The sequence below is a fragment of the Marnyiella aurantia genome (genome assembly GCF_014041915.1).
GTDB lineage: Bacteria > Bacteroidota > Bacteroidia > Flavobacteriales > Weeksellaceae > Marnyiella > Marnyiella aurantia.
Genome location: NZ_CP059472.1, coordinates 2227367 through 2250010 on the forward strand (window position 1 = coordinate 2227367; position 22644 = coordinate 2250010).

A 22644-nucleotide genomic window follows, 5' to 3' on the forward strand; every position below is an offset into this window, starting at 1 on the left:
AAATTTTAATGTTATCCGCATATTTATGCAATAATTAATCCAATTTGACTACCTCATTATAAAGTATATGATTTGCTGAGTATTCTGTAACGAAATCTTTTAATAAGCTTTAGCGAATATTACACGGCGTGCAGAAGGCTTGCCTGAGATAAGTGATACACCAGCTTCTTCTTCAGCATCTAAAGGAATGCAGCGGATGGTAGCTTTAGTAAGGTTTTTGATCTCTTCCTCCTCCTCTGCGGAGCCGTCCCAGTGAGCGGAAATAAAGCCGCCCTTTTCTTCCAGGACTTTTTGGAACTCTTCGAAGGTTTCCACTTTAGTGATGTTATTGTTTTTAAACTCCAGCGCTCTGTTATAGATGTCTTTCTGAATGGTTTTTAACAGTTCTTCAATATATATATCAAGGTTTTCGAGGGGTTGTACTTCCTTAGTCAGTGTGTCGCGGCGCGCAACTTCTACGGTGCGGTTTTCCAGATCCCTGGCACCCATGGCAATTCTTACAGGTACACCTTTCAGTTCGTATTCCGCGAACTTCCAGCCTGGTTTGTTCTGATCATCATCGTCAAACTTAACACTGATGTTTTTGGCTTTCAGTTTCTGCTGAATTTCGGTGGCTACGGTTCGGATGTTTTCCAGCTGCTCCTCACCTTTAAATATAGGTACAATAACAACCTGAATGGGTGCGAGGGTAGGAGGCAATACCAAACCAAAATCATCAGAATGTGCCATGATGAGCGCGCCCATCAAACGTGTACTAACGCCCCACGACGTGGCCCATGGATACTCAATTTTTCCTTCGCGGCTGGTAAATTTAACATCAAAAGCCTTGGAGAAGTTCTGACCTAAAAAGTGGGAGGTTCCTGCCTGCAGCGCTTTTCCATCCTGCATCAGTGCCTCAATACAGTAGGTTTCTTCGGCACCCGCAAAGCGTTCCGTTGGTGTCTTAATTCCGCGGATTACAGGCATCGCCATATGATTTTCGGCAAATGTAGCGTATACTTCAAGCATTTTCTCGGTTTCCTCCAATGCTTCTTCGCGTGTTGCATGCGCTGTATGCCCTTCCTGCCACAGGAATTCAGTAGTACGGAGAAACAGGCGTGTCCTCATTTCCCAGCGTACCACATTGGCCCATTGGTTAATGAGGATTGGCAGGTCACGGTAGCTCTGGATCCAGTTTTTATAGGTGCTCCAGATAATTGCTTCGGAAGTGGGACGAACGATCAGTTCTTCTTCCAGTTTAGCATCTGGGTCTACGATGAGTTTTTGCGGGTTATTAGGATCCGTCTTAAGTCGGTAATGGGTAACCACGGCGCATTCCTTTGCGAAGCCCTCGGCATTTTGCTCTTCTGCTTCAAAAAGACTTTTAGGTACAAACAGCGGAAAATAGGCATTTTGGTGACCGGTTTCCTTAAACATACGGTCCAGTTCGTCACGCATTTTTTCCCAAATCGCATAACCGTAAGGCTTGATTACCATGCATCCACGAACCTGCGAATTCTCCGCCAGATCAGCTTTTACCACCAATTCATTATACCATTTGCTGTAATCCTGTCCTCTTGAAGTTAATTTTGCCATTTTTACTTAAATTTTTATGTAACCCTATTTAACTTTTGCCTTTTTCCGAATCTAAATTAAACACGTATATTTACGATGTTAATTACGTTTGGAGCCGCATAAGCGGTGCAAAGATATTTAAAATAAAAATTTTTATATACTATGAAAAAATATATAATTGAAAATCTGTCCGGGAAGCTGCGCTCCAATTTAATGCTGGCTGTAGCGGGGGGATTTATACTGATGTCCTGCGGCACTCAGATGGGTGGCTACAGTGAGACAGACGGAGTGTATTATGATCCTAACCGCGACACTCTACCGGAGGGCGTAGTTCTGGATAACCGGGGAAACCAGGTGGGGGAATATTATGATTATAATGACTCCCAAATCATTGAAGATGTACGTGAACGCAGCTGGCAGGAAAACAGTAAATATTGGGACGATAATGCTTCTGCTTCTGACTGGGGTCTGTATGCGGGATCCGAAACCAATTTTTACCAGGATAACTGGGGCTGGGGAATGCCGTACGGTTATTACAGCCCGTATCACTCTTATGGTATCCGTGTAGGAATGTCCTGGGGATGGGGATCTCCATGGGGATGGTACGACCCGTTCTGGGGCTACAGTCCTTACTCAAACTGGGGTTGGTATAATGGCTATTACCCATACGGATGGGGCTCGTCATATTATGGTTATTACAGTCCTTATTATTACGGACCCGCTTACCGTTATCAGCGCAGTGGTGCAAACGGAAGGTTATATAACTCTTACCAGGGATCGCAGGGCTTGCTGAAGCAGGGAGCAAATAATGGATTCCGGAATCAGGGCGCTTCGGGTGCCCGCGTAACAAATCAGTTGCCTGCGGATTCCGCACCTCGGTTCAGGATTCCGGCGCAAAGGCCTAATATGCAGCAGCAAAGTCAGCCGAGAGCAGTTCCGAGAAACCGCCCTGACTTTAACAACCAACAGCAAAGTGCTCCAAGAACTGTAGAACCGCGCACAAGATCTAATGACAGTGGCGGTTTCCGCTCAGGCGGTTTCAACAGCGGAAGCTCTTCCTCAGGTGGTGGTTTCAGATCTGGAGGTTCTACCGGTGGAGGTATGCGTTCAGGTGGCAGATAGTCTTAAAAATTAACTGAGAATAACAATGATAAAAAAATCTTTAGCAGTACTCACTGTAACTGCAGTTTTCTTTGCGCAGGCGCAGGATGTCTCAATTCTTAAGAACACAGTTGATGTGTACTCAAACAGCTCACTCGGAAGTTCAGCCAAGTGGAATGCAATGGCTGGCTCGGCGGGAGCGCTTGGCGGCGATGCTACCGCGCTTATGAATAACCCAGCGGGGCTTGGAGTAGCTATTTCCAGCAATATAGGCGGAACTCTTGGTGTAACCAATTATAAAAATGTCAGCAGTTCCGGAAACCAGTCTACGTCGTTCAGTAATACAATGGCGGATTTGACGAATGCGAATGGGGTAGCCTCGTTTCAACTTCTTACAGAAACACCCTGGAAATTTGTAAACCTGGGTGTCAACATCAGCAGCCGTAATCTGGACAGTTATGCCGAAACTCCGGGAAATACAAATATTATCATTCCAAAAGAACTTGAAGACAGCATGGGTACTCCGGTTACCGGTAACCTAAATTTTCTGGGCCATGGCTATTACCGTACCGGACTTCAGACTAAAATGAGTGTAGGTATCGGTGCCAATTATGACAATGCATTCTTTGTAGGTGCGGGTCTTAATTTCCATTCCAGCAATCTGGAGCAGTTTGATACAGCAAGATTCGGACTGGATCTCGATAATTCTGTTACCGAATTTGATAAACAGTACACTCCCTTCAGTGAACTGGGAAGCGGATTTTCAGCGAGCGTAGGTGTGATCGGAAAGTTAAACAATCAGTTCCGTCTAGGTGCCGCTCTGGAAACTCCTACCTGGTGGCAGATTGAGCGTGTGTACACCGATTATTATACAGATGTGGACGGCTATATATCTTACGAAACACTGGCGGAAGACAGAACTTTTTCGTCACCGCTTAAAGCTACATTGAGTGCAGCTTTCGTACCCAATAAAAATTTCTCCCTGAATGTGGACTATGGTCTGGGGCTTACCAAACCCAGGTATAAAGTACAGGGACCTGCCGAAACTGAATTGAACAGTTTCCTTGCAGATCACAGTACCGCCAGTTCAGAAATTAAGGTGGGTGCAGAATACCGTATTAAAGCTTTAAGGCTGAGAGGTGGTTTTGCCCACGCAAGTAATCCTTTTGATGCAGTAAGCATTTCTGCCTATAATAATACAAACGGCAGTGTAGGAAACCAGACCTTCGATAATCTGATCCTTGGAAGCAGGAATACTGTAGGACTTGGTGCAGGTTATGATTTCAAATCATTCTATATAGATCTGGCTTATCAGAACATGAATTCGGAGTATACCAATCCATTTCTTTTTGGCAGTGTTGCAAATGATTCTCCACGGTATACAACGGGTTACCACTCCGGTAACTTCGATATTTCAGAAGAAGTGTCTGCAGTGTCCACTGTAAAGAATACACAAAATAATCTCTTCCTCACTTTAGGCTGGAAGTTTTAAGATGCCGACAATGCGCATATATATAAGATACTCCGGTTTATGCCGGAGTATTTTTTTTTAATGGTGATGGAAGTTGTGACCCAGCATGGCGAGGGCAACACCCAGGACCACCAGCCCAATCTTGGACCAGTTTACGTTGTGATTCCTGTTGCTTTCAAAAATAATTACAGAAGAGATATGTAAGAAGATACCCCCTACCACGGCCATGAAGTACGGTTGCAGTTCCGGATCGAAATAAGCACCAAATATCATCCCAAGCGGGGAAGCCAGGGCAAACATCGAAATGATAAGCCAGGAGTTGCGCGAGAATTTTTTGCTTTTGAAAAGAAAGGCGCCAAGGATAAATGAGATAGGTAAATTATGAAAGATAATACCCTGCAGATAAGGTGAAAATACATCAGTTTCATACGCAAGTGGAAATCCTTCAATAAAAGCATGTACAAACATTCCCAGGATTAGCGCCATTGGGAGTATCCCGTGCTCTGAATGATGATGAAAGTGACCGTGCTCAAAACCTTTGGTTAGATGTTCCAAAACCATTTGTAGCAGTACGCCCGCGATGACCCAAATCCCGATATTTTCTACATCGGACTCATAAATGGACGGAAAAACTTCATTAACGCATATCGTAATCAGAAAACCCGCACTTAAGATAAGCAGGTTTTTTGCAAATTTTTCTTTTGTGCCGAAGAATTTTCCAAGCAAAACCCCAGTCACTACACTGAGTATCAGCAGTAATATAATCACCATATTTTTAGATGTCAGATTTTTTTCTGAAAACATTAATACAGCGCGGAGATGTATCAGCGTCAAAAGGTTCAAGGTGATAATTACCGTAAACCTTTACAAGTTCAAACCCAAACTCCTTACCATATTCTTCTATTTCCGCAGGTTCGTGCAGTTTCACTTTTTCAAAGAAATGATGCTTTTCTCCCTTATCTGTAAAGTTGATGTCTTTAATGACATGCTGATCCACAATCCGCTTCTTTATATTAAAATCAATATGTCCTTTGGTCTGCATTTCATGCGGTACAAGCGTATTCTTTACCCAGGTTTCATTTAAAAAATCAAGCACAAAAAATCCACCGTCGTTAAGGACGTTTCGCACCGAGCGGAAAACCCTGCGGTCATCATTTTCGTCCTCAAAATAGCCGAAGCTCGTGAAAAGGTTCAATACCGCATCCACTTTTGCTGATGAAACGGAGGGGTAAATCTCGTCCCTCATATCATGCACGGCAAATTTTAGCTTTGTTTGTCCGTCATCGTCTACAGGATCAATTTCGAACTGTTTATTATGCGTAATGCTTTCGCGCGACAGGTCCAGGCCTAATACATCGTAGCCGGCCTTATTCAGAAAAACCGAATGTCTTCCCTTGCCACATCCAAGATCTATAATTTTTGATTTTGAAGGCAGCTGTAGCTCACCGAGGAGTAATGAAATGAAATGTTCCGCTTCTTCAAAATCGCGGTCTTTGTAGAGTATATGATAATAAGGGGTATCAAACCATGTTTCGAACCATGCCATTCTGCAAAAATAACTAAATTTGCACTCGGTAAACCACAAAGGCCCGGTTTTTTAGGAAAGTCATCATGATTAAGCATGCAAAAAGGGCCTGCAACCAGGTTATACCGCTACACTATTATGGATACAGAAAATTTACAGATACAGATCAAAACGTTTTTCGGTCTGGAACAGGTTCTTGCTGAAGAGGTGAGGAAACTAGGCGGCAGAAATGTCGAAATAAAAAACCGTGCAGTAAACTGCGAAGGCGACCTGGGATTTCTGTATAAAATAAATTACTCTGCACGTACGGCACTTAAAATCATGATCCCACTGCTTACTTTCAAAGCCTGGGACGAAAACCGTTTCTACGATAAACTCTATGAATTTCCGTGGGACGACTTTATGCGTGTAGACCAAACTTTTGCCATTGATACTACGATCTATTCCGACCGTTTCCGCCACTCACAGTTTATGGCGCAGAAGATGAAAGACGCGATTGTAGACAGTTTCAAATTCAAATACAGAAAAAGACCGGATGTAGATGCCCGCGACCCTGATATTAAATTTCATCTTCATATAGACAGGGAATTGGTTACGGTATCAATAGACTCTGCGGGAGATGCACTTTTTAAGCGTGGATACCGCAAGGAACAGGGTGAAGCTCCGATTAATGAAGTGCTGGCAGCCGGAATGCTTCAACTGGCAGGCTGGGACGGTAAAGGGAATTTTCTGGACCCGATGTGTGGTTCGGGGACACTGCTTATAGAGGCCGCTATGATAGCCATGGATCTGCCGGCGCAGATTTTCCGTAAGAAATTCTCCTTCCAGAACTGGAAGAATTATGATGACGAATTATTCCAGAAGATTAAGGAGGTCCGTATAGAGCGTGTAAAGGAGTTCACCGGAAAGATTGTAGGTTACGACCTTGATCCGGACATGCTGAATGCGGCGCATCTTAATATTGAGGCCGCCGAAATGGAAGACGTTATTGAAGTGAAAAGACAGGACTTCTTTGAATCGAAGAAAGACCTTTTCCCGCTGCTCATGGTCTTTAATCCGCCTTACGACGAGCGAATTGAAATCACCGAAGACGATTTCTACAGAAAGATAGGGGATACCTTCAAGAAGAGCTACCCGAATACCCTGGCCTGGTTCATCTCATCAGATTTGGATGCGGCCAAGAAAGTGGGTCTGAGGCCTTCAAGAAAAATAAAACTCTTCAATGGAAAACTGGAATGCCGTTTCCTGCAGTTTGAGATGTACGAAGGTACCAAGAAGATTCATAAACTGGCCGGCAACCAGCCGGACTAATATTGGCAGCATTGGTAAATGTCTCCGTCATCATCGCTATTTACAACCGAAAGGAAGAACTTTACGAGTTGCTGAAATCCCTGTCCCTGCAAACGGATCCCAATTTTGAGGTCGTGATTGTGGACGATGGTTCGCTGCTGGACCTTCGGCCCACGGTTAACCTGTTCGCTGAAAAACTGGATATTAAATTCTTCAGGAAAGATAATTCGGGTCCCGGACTTTCCCGGAATTACGGTGCCCGGCGTGTAACTTCTGCGGACGATGATAATCACTGGCTGGTTTTTGTAGATTCGGACGTCATTGTAGAGAAGGATTATATTGGAAATATTAAAATCAATATTATTACTTCCGTTTGTGACGCGTTTGGCGGTGCAGATAAGGCGCATAAGGGCTTTAATCTGATGCAGAAAGCCATTTCCTATTCCATGACGTCGGTCTTTACGACGGGCGGAATCCGCGGTAGTAAGAAGGCGGTAAGCCGCTTCCAGCCACGCAGTTTCAATATGGGTGTGAGGAAGTCGGCCTTTGATAGAGTAGGAGGTTTTTCTGAGATGCGCATCGGGGAGGATCCGGACCTTTCCATGACGCTTTGGGAAAACGGATTCAAAACTGCTTTTTTTGATGACATTGGTGTGTATCACAAGCGGCGTGTTGACTTCGGGAAATTCTCCAAACAGGTTTATCAGTTTGGATGTGCCAGACCGATTCTCAATCAGAGGCATCCGGAGTATGTGAAAATATCATTCGCATTTCCGACTTTATTCCTGCTGGGTTATATTCTGGGTTTTATTGAATATTTTATTCTGGGCAAAGGTTTTTTACTCACCATGTACGGTTTGTATACCTTTCTCGTGTTTTTCCATGCTTTATACAAGACCCGCAACCTCAGTGTAGCCTCTATGGCCATTATTTCCACCTATATCCAGATGTTTTCCTACGGCTATGGATTCCTAAAGTCGTGGTTCCTGCTAAATATTTTAAGGATGAAGCCGGATGAAGCTTTCCCTAAGCATTTTTCATAAAAGTTAAAGCCGTCTAATAATTTCCATTTTAGATGTACTTTTGGTTGGATTTTTGGCATATTCAGGAAACTGTTGAAGCGGCATGGGTTAAAGTCAGGAAATAGAAGATTCGACGATGTTAGACATTGCGCAAAGGATAATTCAGACATTAAAATACGGCCCATTAATAATTATTTCTGGCGCGTTTAATCCTGGCTGTAAAAACTGTTATTAACGGATTCAAATCCATCAATTTACCCAGTTTACGCGAAAGATCCTAACATACACAATAAGTAAAGTTGTGATAATGCTTGTTTATTTAAAGTGAAAATTCACTAAATATTCTTAGCAAAACCTAGGCTACACGTCATAAAAAATGTTAACTTCGTTAAGTTATTTTAATATCCTGTTTTTATGGTTAAAATCTACTCCGTTCTTTTTTCTGCAATCTGTCTCACTGCCTCCGCGCAGGAGGTTCAGTGGCAAAAGGACATTAAATCCTCGACACAGGATTTCTTAAGTACGCTTTCCGTAACTGTCGACGGTCAGTTTCTGGTTTCCGGCAGTTCCATCCAGCCTCCAAAAATGACTTCGGTATCCTCATCCGGAGGAGCCAGGCAGAATAACGGTTACGATTTCCACCTGGTCAAACTGGATCAGGACGGCAGGGAAGTATGGGAGAAATTCTTTCAGGGGCAAAACCACGATTTCCTTACGGCTACTGTAGCTACGCAGGAAGGTGGATTTCTTTTAGCCGGCACTACACTGTCACCTGAGGGGTTGGATAAAAAAGGCAGAGCCTTCGGGGGGTCAGATATCTGGCTGATCAAGATTGCTGAAAACGGTACCGAAGAATGGCAGCGCACCATCGGAACTGCGGGTAATGACGAGGCCCGGGCAGTAGTTCAAAGCACCGACTTGGGCTATTTTGTGGCAGGAAGCATACAGGATAAAGAAACCGGTTACGGTTCCAAAGATGTCTGGCTGCTGAAGCTGGATAAGAACGGTAAACCCACAAAGGAAATAGTTCTCGGGGGTAGTGGTCTTGATGAAGTGGAGAAGATGATCCCGACAGCAGACGGCGGTGCACTGATTGGCATTTACTCCCGCAGCGGTAAATTCACCGAAAAAAAATCAGGCGCCGCGTCCACTACTTCCAAAAATTCCTCTCCGACAGAAAAATCCGAAACCATAGACCGCACACTCAGTCGTTCAGTGGCTTTTTTTACAGATGAAAAAGACGGTCCTGAGCCGCAACGCAGTACTTCCGGTCCGGCCGGTACTGCGCCGGCAAAATCACCTGTTTCAAAAAACTCCGGGGTACCCAGAACTTCCTTTGCCAAGGATTCAGAGAACTATGGGGAAGGTGATTTCTGGATAATAAAACTCGATAAAGAAGGAAATGTAGAGTGGCAAAAGAATGTTGGCGGCAAAGGAGACGATCATATCCGGGCTATGGCCTTAACCGGCAGCGGCTTTGTTGTGGGCGGCGAATCGCGAAGTGACAATTCAGGCAATAAAACCTCTGGTGTGGAGGAGGGAACGGACCTTTGGATCATCGCGCTGGACCATAGCGGCAACGAACAGTTCCAGAAGTCCTACAGTTTTGGAAACAGGGATGTTCTGATGAGTCTCAATACGATCTGGGATAAAAAAGGTACTGCGTCCCGTGGTTACCTCGTGGGCGGTTACACCCAGTCCGAAGGAAGAAAAGAAAAAGACGACGAAACCTTCTGGATGCTTCATTTGGATGAAAAAGGGGATGAAGTCTGGCGAAAATACATCGAAGGAAAATCCAGGGAGAAAGTGGAGCGCCTTGTCTCAGCTGCCATGCTGTTCGACGGATCCTTTGTTCTTGCCGGCACCAGCGCAAAGGAGCTCGGAAAAGAGAATTGGAAGGTGGTGAAGCTGGGCGACAGTCAGGTGAAGGAGCTTATCGAAAAGCAGGAAATAAGGATCTACCCGAACCCTGTTTCAGACTACTGCTATGTGGAGATAGGCTTCGACTTTAAGGAGGCTACCATAGAACTCTACGATATGGGCGGCAGACTGGTGGATACCGTAAAAACAAAGAACAGGGTGACTAAGATCATTACCCAACCGCTCATCCAGGGAGTATTCCTGGCCGTGGTGAAAACTGAAACTAAAATTGTGAATGCTAAAATTATTAAAAAGTAAGATGAGAAAGATATTTGCTATTACAATTGCCTTACTAACCTGTTTCCAGTTTGTGAATGTACAGGCTCAATCAAGTTCAACAAGTGATATTTTTTATTCTGCCCCCTCAGCGGCTTCAATTCCTGCCTATGTGAATAGTCCCGTATCCCTTGCCACTGGTATTCCTGATATAAATTTCCCGTTTTTCTCATTGCCGACACACAATAAAAACTTTTCGGTCAATTGTGGAATGAGCTACCACCCCGCCAATTCAGAGAGATTCAGCAAAGCCTCTGAAGTGGGTCTGGGATGGAGTTTGTACGGAACGGGTGGCCTTATCTACAGAGAAATTAATAAGTATAGTGGTATTCCTACCGATCTGTACTACTACAACTTTTTTGGTAAAAGCGGAAAGTTCACTTTTTCTCAGGATAGTAGTGGGGTTAGGCATCTTACTAAATTAACAAATGATAAGCTTATGATTTCATTTGCACCGAGTGCAAATGACTTTAAGTTTACCGTTACGGATGTAGATGGTGTATCTTACATTTTTGATACACGGGATAAGGCATATGCATACGTTGGAGCTATGGAATTTAATTATGCAGGTGCTTATTATCTAACGGAGGTACTGGATACCGGCATGCAGCAGCTTTTTACACTGGTATATGTTGAAGATATCTATACCCAGCCTGGCAAGTATGCAACGGTGATTCCTGTTAAAAGTTTGAAAATAAGCAGTATATCGTCAGCTTTCGGTACAATCAGTTTCCAGTATACAATTGACTCTTCACTTAGGAAGAAGGACAGCGACCAGTTCAAACTCAATGTATTAGAGCTTAAGACAACCAGCGGTAAAGTAATTCAAAAATTCGGTTTTGAAAGCAGTTCCAGTCCATTTGTTTATCCCTTAGGATATATGCCGGTTCCGCCGGATCCATGCGGCCATTCACACGTACAGAACAAACGGGTGCTTAGTAAGCTGCTAAAGTATTCCAAAACTAACACGTTTCAGCAAACAGAATTTTTTTACGGACAGGCAATTACAGGCAATTGGACACTTCCACTCGGGTTGTGTTTCAGTAATGAGGAGGAAAATCCCGCATATCTCGGACAGGGGTTGTTGAAAAGAATCAAACTTCCTACAGGAGCTGAAATTAAATATCAGTATGAACCGCATCAGTACTATGTTAATAAAAACAGTTCTTATTATTTTACTAACAATGCTCCGCCAAATGCGGTGCTGGATAGGGAAGCGCAGTACTATGAAGATGTAGGTGAGTTTCCTTTTAATTTTACAGGAGGAACAGTTTTAGGTTTGTTTAACTTACCGCACAATCCCGATAATAGTGAAGGCGCCAGTTATTTAGCATATACCTTTGATGTTCACAGTTATTATGACAATCCAATTCTTCCGGAGGGTCAGCAGGGTTCAGTCAATTTCAGTTTAGTTGGTGGAATTCAGACCCCTCAGGGTGTAAAATTTCTGCCCGGTAACCAATCGTTCCAAATAAATGGAACAGGAGGGACCGGATACGTGGTCATCAAAAGAATCAGGTATAAGTCATTACCGCTGCCCAATTATTCCACCGGCAAAGGAGTTAGAATAAAGAAAATTGAGTATTACGACAACAATACGATTATTCCGGACCAGACTAAACAATACAGTTATCAGAATTTTTCTGATAACCAAATGCCGAGTGGCTTTCTTAACGATTTTGGCAATCAGAATTCTGTCGTGTATAAAAATGTAAAGGAAGTCACTGGAAATCAGGCAGGGTATACAAAATATTTTTTTAAGGCCATGAACGACTATCCCGAAAATATAAATACGGACAGCGCTGCGGTCACCAACAGTAATTTAAGGTATGGCTCATTGAAATATGTTAATATTTTGGATAAAGGACTCCACTATAAAACACAAATTTTTAATAATGATAACGTTAAAAAAGCGGAAGAATATAGTGAGTTTGAATTTTCTGAAACTGAAGCTGCAACGTATACTACTGGTTATGAATTGGAAACAATCGGTCGGAATGCGTTGATTACCAAACAGATCACAAGTTCAACTGCATTTTATTCGGACGGAAGCAGAACAGAAGTCACTGAAAGCGTGCGGGATACTAGAGACTTAAACGTAATTTCACAAAAAACAACCGGTGCAGACGGTATAGTCACAATGCAGACCACTACATATCCTTGGTCACTTGTTCTTACCGATCCCCGCCTATGGAATGCAAATATCCGTTCCTTTCCGCTTATTACCGAGACAAAGCGCAACGGAACATTGATTTCAAAGCAGGAGACTAAGTATGAAAATACCTCTCATTTTTTTCCTACCTCCCAGGTAAGTTACTTGCCGGATAATCCGGCCCAGGGGGTGAAAAACATTTCTTATGATATATATGATGATAAGGGTAATCTGGTTCAGTTTACAGAATTCCCGGATGTCGGAACAGGTAAGTCTACGACCGTAATTTGGGGATACAACAAAACGGTGCCGATTGCAAAAGTAGAGGGTGCTAAGTTTTCAGAGATCCCTGCGGCGCTTATTTCATCCATCGTTTCGGCTTCCAATTCGGACGCAAATGCCACCTCGGCACAGGAGGCAGCCACCGAGTGGGCGTTGGTGGAAGCTTTGAATCTTTTCCGTACCAACACCGCAATGAAGGACTTTATGATTTCATGTTACACCTATGATCCTCTTGTCGGTGTAACCAAAATGATCCCACCCACAGGGTTGATGGAGACCTACCAATATGATACTTATAACCGACTGCACAGAGTACTCGATGTTAATGGAGTGGCACTTAAGGAGTACCAGTATAATTACAAGCAATAATAGCCATGAAGAAACTGATTATACCTTTTTTCCTTATTCTGTGTACCTTTTTTCAGGCACAGTCGCCAACTGCCTCAGAGAACTACATATATACCAAAACATTCTTAAGTGCGGATGGTGCCAACAAGGCAGAGACTGTACAGTATTTTGACGGGCTCGGTCGTCCCAAACAGATGGTATCTGTAAAAGCAACACCCACCGGAAAGGATTTGGTGGTTCCGTATCTCTATGACGATCTGGGTCGCCAGTCCCGCGAGTATTTGCCGGTCCCCGTACCTACGGCCAATGCTGGAATCCAGCAGGTAACTGATGGCACTGTAAATTCCTACTATGGCAATTTGTTCCCGGGAACTGCCAATGCATTCACCGAAAAAAGAACGGAAGCCTCACCTTTGGCAACACTTCAGGAAGTTGCACATCCGGGAAGCCCCTGGGCAATGAGCGGTGGCAAAACTCAAAAATTTACTCAAACAGTTAATAAGTCTTCCGACCAAGTCAAAAGATATACAGTGAACAGCACCTGGACCGAAAGTACTGCAGTTTCAGGTCTGCCCACTGCCAGCTTTTTTGCCGAAAACCAACTGTTAAAGTCTGTGGTAACAGATGAAGACGGAAAGGTGAAAGTAGAGTTTAAGACCAGTGATGGAAATACAGTGTTGGTGCGCCAGGAAAGTGGCACAGAAAGACTGGATACCTATTATGTCTATAATATCTATGGACATTTAGTATACGTCATTTCGCCAAAGGCCGAAGAGCAGATTTCCGCTGGTGGTAATGTGGTGACGCAGAACATTCTGGATAAACTTTGTTATCAGTACCGTAACGACAACCGTGGACGGCAGGTAGAAAAAAAACTTCCCGGTAAAGGTTGGGAATACTTTGTATACGATCAGCAGAACCGTCTGGTGGCCTCGCAGGACGGCAATATGCGAACCAGCGGCACCTGGCTGTTTTCACGCTATGATAAATTTGGCCGCGTAGTATATACAGGTCAGTTTGCCGACGGCACCACCCGTCTGCAGGCACAGAATAATGCCAATGCGAAGTTGCTGAACAACGAAAGCCGCAGCACTGTACCTTTTACCGCAAATACCAAAGAAATCTTATACACAAATACGGCATATCCGTCGGGAACCTTTACTGCATTGTCTTTAAACTACTATGATACTTATCCCGGAACCAACAGATGGAATTTAGTTCCTGTCCCTGAAAGTATATTAGGGCAGCCTGTGATGTCGGGCGATGTGCGGAGTACCAAAAGCCTGCCCACAGCCTCGTCGGTTAAAAATCTGGAAGACGATAACTGGACGTCCACACACATTTGGTATGATGGCAAAGCCCGGCCCATCGGTTCTTTTACCCAAAATCATCTGGGCGGCTTTACAGTTACCGAAAAGCAGCTTCATTTTTCGGGTGCGGTGCTCGCAGCCAATACCTTTCATCAGCGCTTAAGCAGCGACCCTCAGGTAGCGCTGCGCGAACGGTTCGAGTACGACAGCCAGTTCCGGCTGCTTAAACAATATCACCAGGTCAATTCAAACCCTGAAATTCTGATGGCAGAATATGCCTATAACGAATTGGGGCAGGTGACCAACAAAAAGGTCGGTAATAACCTTCAGCAGGTAGATTATACCTATAACATCCGGGGTTGGTTAACTAAAATTAATAATCCGCATCAGCTGAATACAGACCTTTTCGGTTACGAGATGGATTTCAGCGGGAGTTCGGACCCACTGGTTAGTACTGGCAATTTCAATGGCAATATTACGGAGGTATCCTGGAAGAGTGCCGGAGATAATGTTTCAAAACGGTACATCTACCAGTACGACGGGTACAACCGTTTGTTAAAGGGCAATTACCAAGAACCGGAGACCACGGTACCTCAGAATAATTACTTCAATGAGCAGCTGTCTTATGACCGCAACGGTAATATTACGACGCTGCAGCGTAATGCAAAGTCCATGGCCGGCAGCTATGCGGAACAGATTGATAATTTGGTCTATAACTATGAGGGCAATAGGCTTACATCTGTAAATGAACTGTCCGGCAATTATCAGGGTTATCCCGACGTCTCCGGCAACCCAATCGCCTATGATGCTAACGGCAGCATGAAGGACCAGAAGGATAAAGGCATTTTGAATATTGATTATAATATTCTTGATCTGCCCCGTAACATCACCTACAATCAGCAATACTACATCCGCTTATATGTTGGCGGTCCTCTGGAAGAACGAAATGTACAGACAGATTATCACTATCGTGCCGACGGTGTGAAGCTGAAGAAAATTTATACATATGGCAGAAAAAGTACGGAAACGGTCACTGAAACAGAATATATCGACGGCTTCCAGTACGAAACAAATACCACTATACAGGCTCTGAAGTTCGTGCCTACTTCAGAAGGATATTTTAGTTTTACAGATAATAATTATATTTACCAGTATAAAGACCATTTGGGCAATGTGCGGGTAAGTTACAGCAACCAAAATGGCAGCGCAGTAATTTTGGAGGAAGAAAGCTATTATCCTTATGGTTTAAGGCATGTAAACACTCTTTCGATTAGTGCATATCACTATAAATACAATGGAAAAGAACTTCAAACCGATAGTGGTATGTACGACTACGGTGCAAGATTCTACATGCCGGAACTGGGAAGATGGGGAGTTGTGGATCCGCTGGCGGAAGTTAACAGGAGGTTCTCGCCGTATGTGTACGGTAATAACAACCCAGTGATGTTTGTGGATCCTGATGGAAGATTGTCTCAGGGATTCATGGATGCAATTAATAGCTCGCCGCACGGAACGACGTGGTATAACACGGGGCAGGGCTTCACCAACAACTGGGGCAGCTCCATGGACTACGACGGGAACTCCATTAATTGGAGCCAGAGCTATACGCAGAGCCTCCTCGCGGGAGTGGGTGGCGACTACAACCCCGGAGGTGCAGGCAGCGGTGGCGGGTACGACATCAAGGACAACGTTCTATGGTGGTGGACAAATCCAACGACGACATATCCAGCAGGAACAGCGAATATGCTGAAGTTAAAAAGCGATGATGGTAGTATAGGACAACCAGGAGAATGGGAAAGTTTAATACCGGTTTGGGGAAGCGGAAGAGCTGCTGTAGATCATTTCCAAAATGGAAATTATTGGCGAGGTGCAGGTTATACGGCATTAGCAATTAGCGATGTATTTATGGTGAAATCTATTGCAACCGGACTCGGAAGAGGAGCTTGGAAATTAGGCTCACATTCTTGGAGTGCGACAAGAAAATGGATGATGAAAAAAGGATATGCAGGAGCAGGAGAACCTTTGCATCATTGGGCAATTACACAGGCTACAGCAAAAAAATATGGTTACCAATCTATTGCAAATCAACCTTGGAATTTAACAAAATTCCCTAATCAAGTTTCTCATATGAGGTGGGCGCACGGAAAAGCTTATCCAAGTGTTGGTTTAGGATCTATCCCTGGCTGGCAATTATTTTACCCTGTATCTTCTACGCCAACTTGGTTTAAGGCTGGAGCGTTTTCTACAATAGGACACGGAGTTCAGTTTGGTTCTTATTAATTTGGTAATTAATTTACAAATGAAAAAAAATATGAAATTTCCAATATTAGTATTCGACAGAGGAATTGATTTAATAGTTTTAGATTATAAATTTTTAATGGGAGATGTAAGGCTCATTAATCAGGCTTTTCGTAATGTAGAAGTTGTAGACTCATTAGGAAATCTCTACAAAATCAAAAACGTTATCAAGGATAGTGGGATTAATTTAATAGAAAGCATAAAAAAAGTTGGCTTAATGGTTCGCTTGAAACCTATTTTGGAGGAAGATGTTACACAGATTAATTTAATTGAATTACAAAATAAGATAGTTAATTATGTATCAGCAAATCCGAAAAAATTGAAACACTTAGATGACATTCAAAATCTTAAAGAAACCATATATTCCACAAAAAATTATGAAGAATTAATCAGAATTTTTAACTAATTTTTTTCTAAATAGACATATCGTTTTATCGGTGTGTCTATTTCAAATAAATTATGACAAATATAGAAATAACATTTCCTGTTTTAGGATTGAAAGAAGGAGACTCTAATGTATATGTATTTTCCGACCATATTGGTATCGTATCAAAAGGAGGAGAAAAGTTTTACAATAAATTATGGATCGTAGACAGTAATGGAAATATATTTTTCCTAACAAACACGAAGCTGAAAGGAAAAGTGTAATCTTCCCCGCTGCGCATTCTATGACAAAAAACAAATAAAAAGCGTTAAAATTTAAGTTGCAAATTTATGGGTATCAATATAGGACAGCGAAAACCCGGGAGACGAGGGCGAGCTGAAGAATGTGACCTCCAGTTACTTTTATCGTGCGGATGGAACTAAACTCAAAAAGACTTATGTGTACGGATACAAGGGAGGTACTGAAAGAACAACCACGACAGAATATATCGACGGATTCCAGTACGAAACAAATACCACTATACAGGCTCTGCAGTTTGTGCCCACATCGGAAGGATATTTCAACTTTGTAAATAATACCTATATTTACCAGTATAAAGACCATCTGGGAAATCTACGGGTAAGTTACAGCAACCAAAATGGAAGCGCAGTAGTTTTGGAGGTAGATAATTATTATCCGTTTGGATTAAGTCATGAACATAGCTTTTCGCTCCATCCATATCTGTACAAATATAATGGCAAAGAATTGCAGACTGATAGTGGTATGTATGATTATGGCGCGAGGTTCTACATGCCCGAACTGGGAAGATGGGGGGTGGTGGATCCGCTGGCGGAGAAGATGACTCGTCATAGTCCTTATAATTATGCGTTTAATAATCCCATTAGATTCATTGACCCTGATGGAAGGCAAGGAACAGATTGGTTCTGGGACAGCAAGAATAAAACATTTACTTATGACGCTTCACTTACTTCTGCAGAGCAATTTAATACACTTAAGGATCAAGGTTTAGTACAGGGAGAATATCTAGGTAAAAACGGCAATTTCAATGTCGTTTTGGGTGATGAGACTATTGGTAAGGTAAGTCTGCAATCTGATGGTTCTTGGACTAATATGTCTGATTCAAATCAAAATAATTGGGAGCATCACGGATCAGGAGATGCTGATAGAACAAGGAGCCAATTTTTTACAAGTATTGATTCTAGTAGAAATTGGGGTGTTGAAATATTAGATAAACCTTTCACGGTTGGTATAGGTGGCGAGGCGACTGTTGGAGCTGGTGCAGGATTTGAAATAGGGTACTTTAGTGGAAATTATGATAGTGGAATATATATGAATCTTTATAAATCTGCAGGAGCAAATATAGGATTTGGTGGAGCTTATAATGAATATACATCTCAAGATGGATATGGACCTTTAACCACTGGAAATTTGGGAGGTAATTACTGGAATATTTCTGGTGGAGTCGGTGCTATTTCTGGAAACTATGGAGAGACTAGAAAAGAAGGAAATGGAAATGTATCAATGGGGGGAGCAAGTGTTTCTTCTGGTATTATGAATTTTATCAAAAGACCTAAATTATCTATAGGAGGTAGTGCACAAGCGGGAACAACGTATATTAATCCAAGTAAAAAAATCAGAGAAAGTGGTAAATAGAGATTTAGGTTTTAAAATTCTAGGAGCAATAGTTTTCTGTTTGATTGTTATTGCATATTTTTTTTATAAAGAAAATAGAAAAACAGAGCCTGAAAGAATAAAGCAGAAGAATTTATATGTAGCCTTTTCTGGCAACATTGATAGTATTTATAGAGATTATTCTAATCACGGAGTGACTATTTTAATTCTAAAGAATAAAAAGAAATTGAATTTTAATATGTATGAGTATAGTCGTTTTCAAAAAAATGATAGTGTAGTTAAGCGTAAGGGTGAAGATAGTATGTATATCTATAGAGATGGAGAAGTAAAATCTTACAAATATTAAAATATCGATAGATTTAATTTATATACAAAAATTAGATAACAAGAGCCAACTCAATTGAGTTGGCTCTTGTGTTATTTAGCAAACGCCTGTTTTGTTTAAAAATTTTGGATAATGTTGTCAACGAGAAAGAACAAATGTTCTTTGGTTGCAGAATCCAGCTTGTCAATATCTTCAATACGTTTAATGACTTCTTTATCATAAGAAGAAATCTCACCTTCCCCCAGCTGTGCAAAGTCTCCTGACTTTGAGCTAATCCATCTGACTCTCACACATATAAAAAACCATTATCTTTGATAAAACCCACCCCATGAAAGCCGGTTACGTTATCAGAGATCAGGAAAAGCCACATTTTATAACCATCACCCGCTGCGCAAAGTCTCCCGACTTTGAGCAAATTTTTCCACCTAATATTTTATAAAAACCATATCTTTGATTAAAGCACAGCCATGAAAGCTGGTTACGTCATCAGAGATCAGGAAAGCCCACATTTCATAACAATCACTGTTGTTGACTGGATTGATATCTTTACACGTAAAAACAATCGCGACATCATCATTAACTGTTTCCGTTTCTGCAATGAAAACAAAGGCATGATACTGTATGGCTACGTAATTATGAGCAATTGTGTAAGCTCCCCCGAAAACAGTACGGTTTAAAAGTATAAAATTAATTAACTTTAAATCGTAATTAAGACAATGAAAAAGAGCACATTCAGTCCTGCAAAGATTGCAGGTGTTTTAAAGGAGTTTGCCGGTGGGCGCAGTGCCGAGGAACTGGCTCGGGAAAACGGCATCAGCACAGCCACTTTGTACAAGTGGCGCCAGAAGTACAACGGCATGGAAGCCAGTGAACTTAAGCGTGTGAAGGAACTGGAAGAAGAAAACGCCAGGCTCAAGCGCATGTACGCAAACTTGGCAATGGAACTTGACGTGGCTAGATATATTATCGAAAAAAAGCTTTAAAGCCCCGCTGCGCAAAGTCTGACTTCGTCGAATCTCCCATTTCCTGACTTTGAGCGGTTAATAATAGAAAAGGCTAACGTTTAAAGTTAGCGCAATATTTTTCTGCGAAAATTTTTTTTAACAATAAAAGGACACCTCGCGGTGCCCTCTATTTAGTCATTCAGCAGTCTTTCAATTTTCTGCGATAATTTATCGGCATTTGGCAGCATTTCCTTCTCAAGCACCAGGTTGATAGGTACAGCCGGGAGATTCAGTGAGCCTACCGCCTCCACGGCGGCATCCAGATGTTTGAAACAGTTGTTCGTAATCCTGTGCGCAAAAGCTTCAGCAAAGGAGTTCTGGATCTGCTCTTCGGTAAGGACGATACATTTTCCGTGGAGTTTTACCCTTTCGAATACCAGGTTTTCATCCAGCGGAATCAGAGTTCTAAGGTCGATGATCTCCACACGGCCGGCAAATTTCTTAGCTGCTTCCTTCGCCCAGAAAACGCCCATCCCGTACGTTACAACAACCATTGTTCGGCCCTTTTCAGTTTCCGAAGGATCGGCTTCAAGAAGAATGTTCGCTTTACCTAACGGCAGGATATAGTCCTCATCCGGTTCTACTGTCTTTGCATCCTCCGTTCCGGGAACTTTGCTCCAGTACAGTCCTTTATGTTCCAGCATAATTACAGGGTTCGGGTCGTAGTATGCAGCTTTCAGCAAGCCTTTAAAGTCGGCGGCATTACTTGGATAGGCAATCTTGATTCCTTTAATGTTTGCCAAAATGCTCTCCACACTTCCGCTGTGGTAAGGGCCACCTCCACCATAGGCACCGATAGGTACTCTTATGATATTGCTTACGGGGAACTTGCCCTGCGAAAGATAGCAGGATTTTGATATTTCGGTAATGAGCTGATTAATGCCGGGGTAAATATAATCGGCAAACTGAACTTCTACGATCGGCTTCAGTCCAACTGCACTCATTCCCGCGGTGGAACCGATGATGTATGCTTCCTGGATCGGGGTGTTGAAAACACGTTTCTTTCCAAATTTCTGACCCAGTGTCACCGTTTCGCGGAATACGCCACCGATTCTTTCGCCCACATCCTGGCCGTAAAGAAGAGCTTCAGGATGTTTCCACATCAATTCCTGGATGGCATGAATAGCAGCATCAACCATTACGATTTTCTCGCCACCTTTCGGTTCGCGTATGCCGCTTTCTTCGGTAATAGGTGTGGGAGCAAAAACATGGTCTGCTACCGTTTCGGGTTTTGGATCTTCGGCAGCGATGGCTTTCTGGAATGCTTCTTCAGCCTCAATCCGCGCTTTTTTAGTGATCTGCTTAAGCACTTCCTCCGTAACGCCTTCCTCCAACAGGTAACTTCTGAGGATGTCACCCGGATCTTTGGCGCGGTGCTTCACAAGGTCGGCTTCATCGCGGTAGAATTCACGTCGTACACCGGAAGTGTGATGTCCTATAAGCACAGTTTTTGCGCACACCAGCATCGGTTTACGTTCTGTACGTACGAAATCCACCGCTTCTTTCATCGCTTCATAGCTGGCTACGAAGTCGGTTCCATCTACACGCATTCTGTTCAGACCTACAAAACCGGCCGCAAAATCATAAGCATCGGACGTTCGGGCTTCTTCCATCGTTACAGAAATTCCCCATTCATTATCCTGCACCAGGAAAATAACAGGAAGCTGATGTAGTGCTGCGAACTGGAAAGCCTCGGAAACTTCGCCTTCCGTAACGGAGTTGTCGCCAAAACTGCACACAACTACCGGATTGTTTTCAAATGTTTTAAGGTTGAATTCCTCAATATACTTTATTCCCTGAGCGACGCCTGTGGTTGGGATTGCCTGCATGCCGGTGGCCGAACTCTGGTGGATTATTTTTGGTTTGTCTTCTTCCAGACTGGAAGGGTGAGAGTAGTATGAACGTCCGCCGGAAAAAGGATCATTAGCTTTGGCCAATAACTGAAGCATAAGACGGTAAGGCTCGAAACCTATTCCCATCAGTATACTTTCGTCGCGGTAATAAGGCGACACCCAGTCGTCTTTAGTTAACTGATAGGCCGTGGCCAGCTGTATGGCTTCGTGACCCCTGGAGGTGCTGTGTACGTATTTGGTTATGGTGCGGTTTTCCTCGTAAATGTCTGCCATTGCTTTGGCAAGCATCATATGGTTATAGGCTTTAAGCAGAATGTCCTGCGAAATTTTCTCTTTAGTCGTAATCTCCATAGCTAGCAAAGATAGGAATTTTGTTAAAATGATTCTATTTGAGGAATTATCAGGTTTATAATTATTGCATAATTTTCTTTTTGATTTATATGTTATGGCGCGCTGGTTCTGATTTTAGATATATGGTTAGCAGTTTGATATAGCCATTCAACATTAAAAAATAAGAAATATGAAATACATCCTTCCTTTCACTGCCCTGTTTTTAGCATCCTGCTCCAGTTCTAATGATAAATGTGACTGTACCCAGCAGCGCTGGGAGCGAACAGTAGAATATCAGGGCACAACATCAACGGTCTACGCTGCTACTCCCTGGACCGGACAGGGAACTGAAGTTGCGATTGGCAGCGATGACTGTACCATGGATGGGACTATAGCTTCATCCGGTGTAGAAACTTCAACAGTACTTCCGAACGGAAATACGAAAAAGGACGAATATGAGTTCAGAGTTACCTGCAACTAGTATTTTCTACCACATAAAAACCGGTACAACAAGCGCAAGAATGTAAAGTTAACTCAAGTAAAAAAAACAATCCGTTTCAGCTTGC

General features: G+C 42.9%; 17 protein-coding genes and 1 pseudogene. 14 read left to right on the forward strand and 4 right to left on the reverse strand.

Features of this window, described 5'->3' with window-relative positions; all coding sequences use genetic code 11:
• Positions 1 to 99: 99 nt before the first annotated feature.
• Positions 100 to 1575, reverse strand: a complete 1476-nt coding sequence (proS, locus tag H1R16_RS10375; RefSeq protein ID WP_181886615.1) for a proline--tRNA ligase — start codon at positions 1573 to 1575, stop codon at positions 100 to 102.
• 141 nt (positions 1576 to 1716) lie between these two features.
• On the opposite strand from proS, the gene H1R16_RS10380 reads away from it, so the two are divergent.
• Together H1R16_RS10380 and H1R16_RS10385 are read left to right on the forward strand one after the other, a co-directional pair.
• Positions 1717 to 2676 carry a prolyl-tRNA synthetase gene (locus H1R16_RS10380; protein WP_181886614.1) on the forward strand — a complete coding sequence of 320 codons (960 nt, stop codon included), beginning with the start codon at positions 1717 to 1719 and terminating at the stop codon, positions 2674 to 2676.
• Positions 2677 to 2701: 25 nt separating this feature from the next.
• On the forward strand, positions 2702 to 4147 hold the full coding sequence (locus H1R16_RS10385) for an OmpP1/FadL family transporter (RefSeq protein ID WP_181886613.1): 1446 nt from the start codon (positions 2702 to 2704) through the stop codon (positions 4145 to 4147).
• A 57-nt stretch (positions 4148 to 4204) separates the two neighbouring features.
• Here H1R16_RS10385 and H1R16_RS10390 read toward each other — a convergent pair whose 3' ends face one another.
• Positions 4205 to 4897: a ZIP family metal transporter gene (locus H1R16_RS10390; protein WP_187350425.1), complete on the reverse strand. Its 693-nt coding sequence runs from the start codon at positions 4895 to 4897 to the stop codon at positions 4205 to 4207.
• A 4-nt stretch (positions 4898 to 4901) separates the two neighbouring features.
• A complete protein-coding gene (locus H1R16_RS10395) occupies positions 4902 to 5672 on the reverse strand; it encodes an SAM-dependent methyltransferase (RefSeq protein ID WP_181886612.1) in 771 nt (256 codons plus the stop codon).
• 117 nt (positions 5673 to 5789) lie between these two features.
• Here H1R16_RS10395 and H1R16_RS10400 point away from each other — a divergent pair, with 117 nt between their 5' ends.
• The 11 genes and pseudogenes from H1R16_RS10400 to H1R16_RS10450 form a co-directional block, all read left to right on the forward strand.
• Positions 5790 to 6962, forward strand: coding sequence for a THUMP domain-containing class I SAM-dependent RNA methyltransferase (locus H1R16_RS10400; RefSeq protein WP_181886611.1), 1173 nt, complete (start codon positions 5790 to 5792; stop codon positions 6960 to 6962).
• A gap of 11 nt (positions 6963 to 6973) precedes the next feature.
• Entirely contained in the window at positions 6974 to 7984 is a 1011-nt protein-coding gene (locus H1R16_RS10405; RefSeq protein ID WP_181886794.1) for a glycosyltransferase, read from the forward strand.
• A 393-nt stretch (positions 7985 to 8377) separates the two neighbouring features.
• Positions 8378 to 10141 carry a T9SS type A sorting domain-containing protein gene (locus H1R16_RS10410; RefSeq protein ID WP_181886610.1) on the forward strand — a complete coding sequence of 588 codons (1764 nt, stop codon included), beginning with the start codon at positions 8378 to 8380 and terminating at the stop codon, positions 10139 to 10141.
• A gap of 229 nt (positions 10142 to 10370) precedes the next feature.
• On the forward strand, positions 10371 to 12962 hold the full coding sequence (locus tag H1R16_RS10415) for a hypothetical protein (protein ID WP_181886609.1): 2592 nt from the start codon (positions 10371 to 10373) through the stop codon (positions 12960 to 12962).
• Positions 12963 to 12967: 5 nt separating this feature from the next.
• Complete coding sequence (locus tag H1R16_RS10420; RefSeq protein WP_181886608.1) at positions 12968 to 16531, forward strand: DUF6443 domain-containing protein; 3564 nt, start codon at positions 12968 to 12970, stop codon at positions 16529 to 16531.
• A gap of 19 nt (positions 16532 to 16550) precedes the next feature.
• Positions 16551 to 16955 (forward strand): hypothetical protein, encoded by a 405-nt coding sequence (locus tag H1R16_RS10425; RefSeq protein ID WP_181886607.1) that lies wholly within the window; start codon positions 16551 to 16553, stop codon positions 16953 to 16955.
• A gap of 53 nt (positions 16956 to 17008) precedes the next feature.
• The gene (locus H1R16_RS10430; RefSeq protein WP_181886606.1) at positions 17009 to 17197 is read left to right on the forward strand and encodes a hypothetical protein; all 189 of its coding nucleotides are present in this window, start codon (positions 17009 to 17011) and stop codon (positions 17195 to 17197) included.
• 175 nt (positions 17198 to 17372) lie between these two features.
• On the forward strand, positions 17373 to 18587 hold the full coding sequence (locus H1R16_RS12415; RefSeq protein WP_396652413.1) for an RHS repeat-associated core domain-containing protein: 1215 nt from the start codon (positions 17373 to 17375) through the stop codon (positions 18585 to 18587).
• On the forward strand, positions 18577 to 18912 hold the full coding sequence (locus H1R16_RS10440) for a hypothetical protein (RefSeq protein ID WP_181886605.1): 336 nt from the start codon (positions 18577 to 18579) through the stop codon (positions 18910 to 18912). Before H1R16_RS12415 ends, H1R16_RS10440 begins: the two co-directional genes overlap by 11 nt.
• A 446-nt stretch (positions 18913 to 19358) precedes the next feature.
• Entirely contained in the window at positions 19359 to 19568 is a 210-nt protein-coding gene (locus H1R16_RS10445) for a hypothetical protein (protein WP_228451049.1), read from the forward strand.
• Between the two features lie 39 nt (positions 19569 to 19607).
• Positions 19608 to 19868, forward strand: a pseudogene (locus H1R16_RS10450) (transposase); the annotation flags it as partial.
• A 158-nt stretch (positions 19869 to 20026) separates the two neighbouring features.
• On the opposite strand, the gene H1R16_RS10455 reads toward H1R16_RS10450, so the two are convergent.
• Complete coding sequence (locus tag H1R16_RS10455; protein WP_181886603.1) at positions 20027 to 22099, reverse strand: alpha-ketoacid dehydrogenase subunit alpha/beta; 2073 nt, start codon at positions 22097 to 22099, stop codon at positions 20027 to 20029.
• A gap of 169 nt (positions 22100 to 22268) precedes the next feature.
• Between H1R16_RS10455 and H1R16_RS10460 the strand changes: the two genes are divergently transcribed.
• On the forward strand, positions 22269 to 22559 hold the full coding sequence (locus H1R16_RS10460) for a hypothetical protein (RefSeq protein WP_181886602.1): 291 nt from the start codon (positions 22269 to 22271) through the stop codon (positions 22557 to 22559).
• Positions 22560 to 22644: the final 85 nt, after the last annotated feature.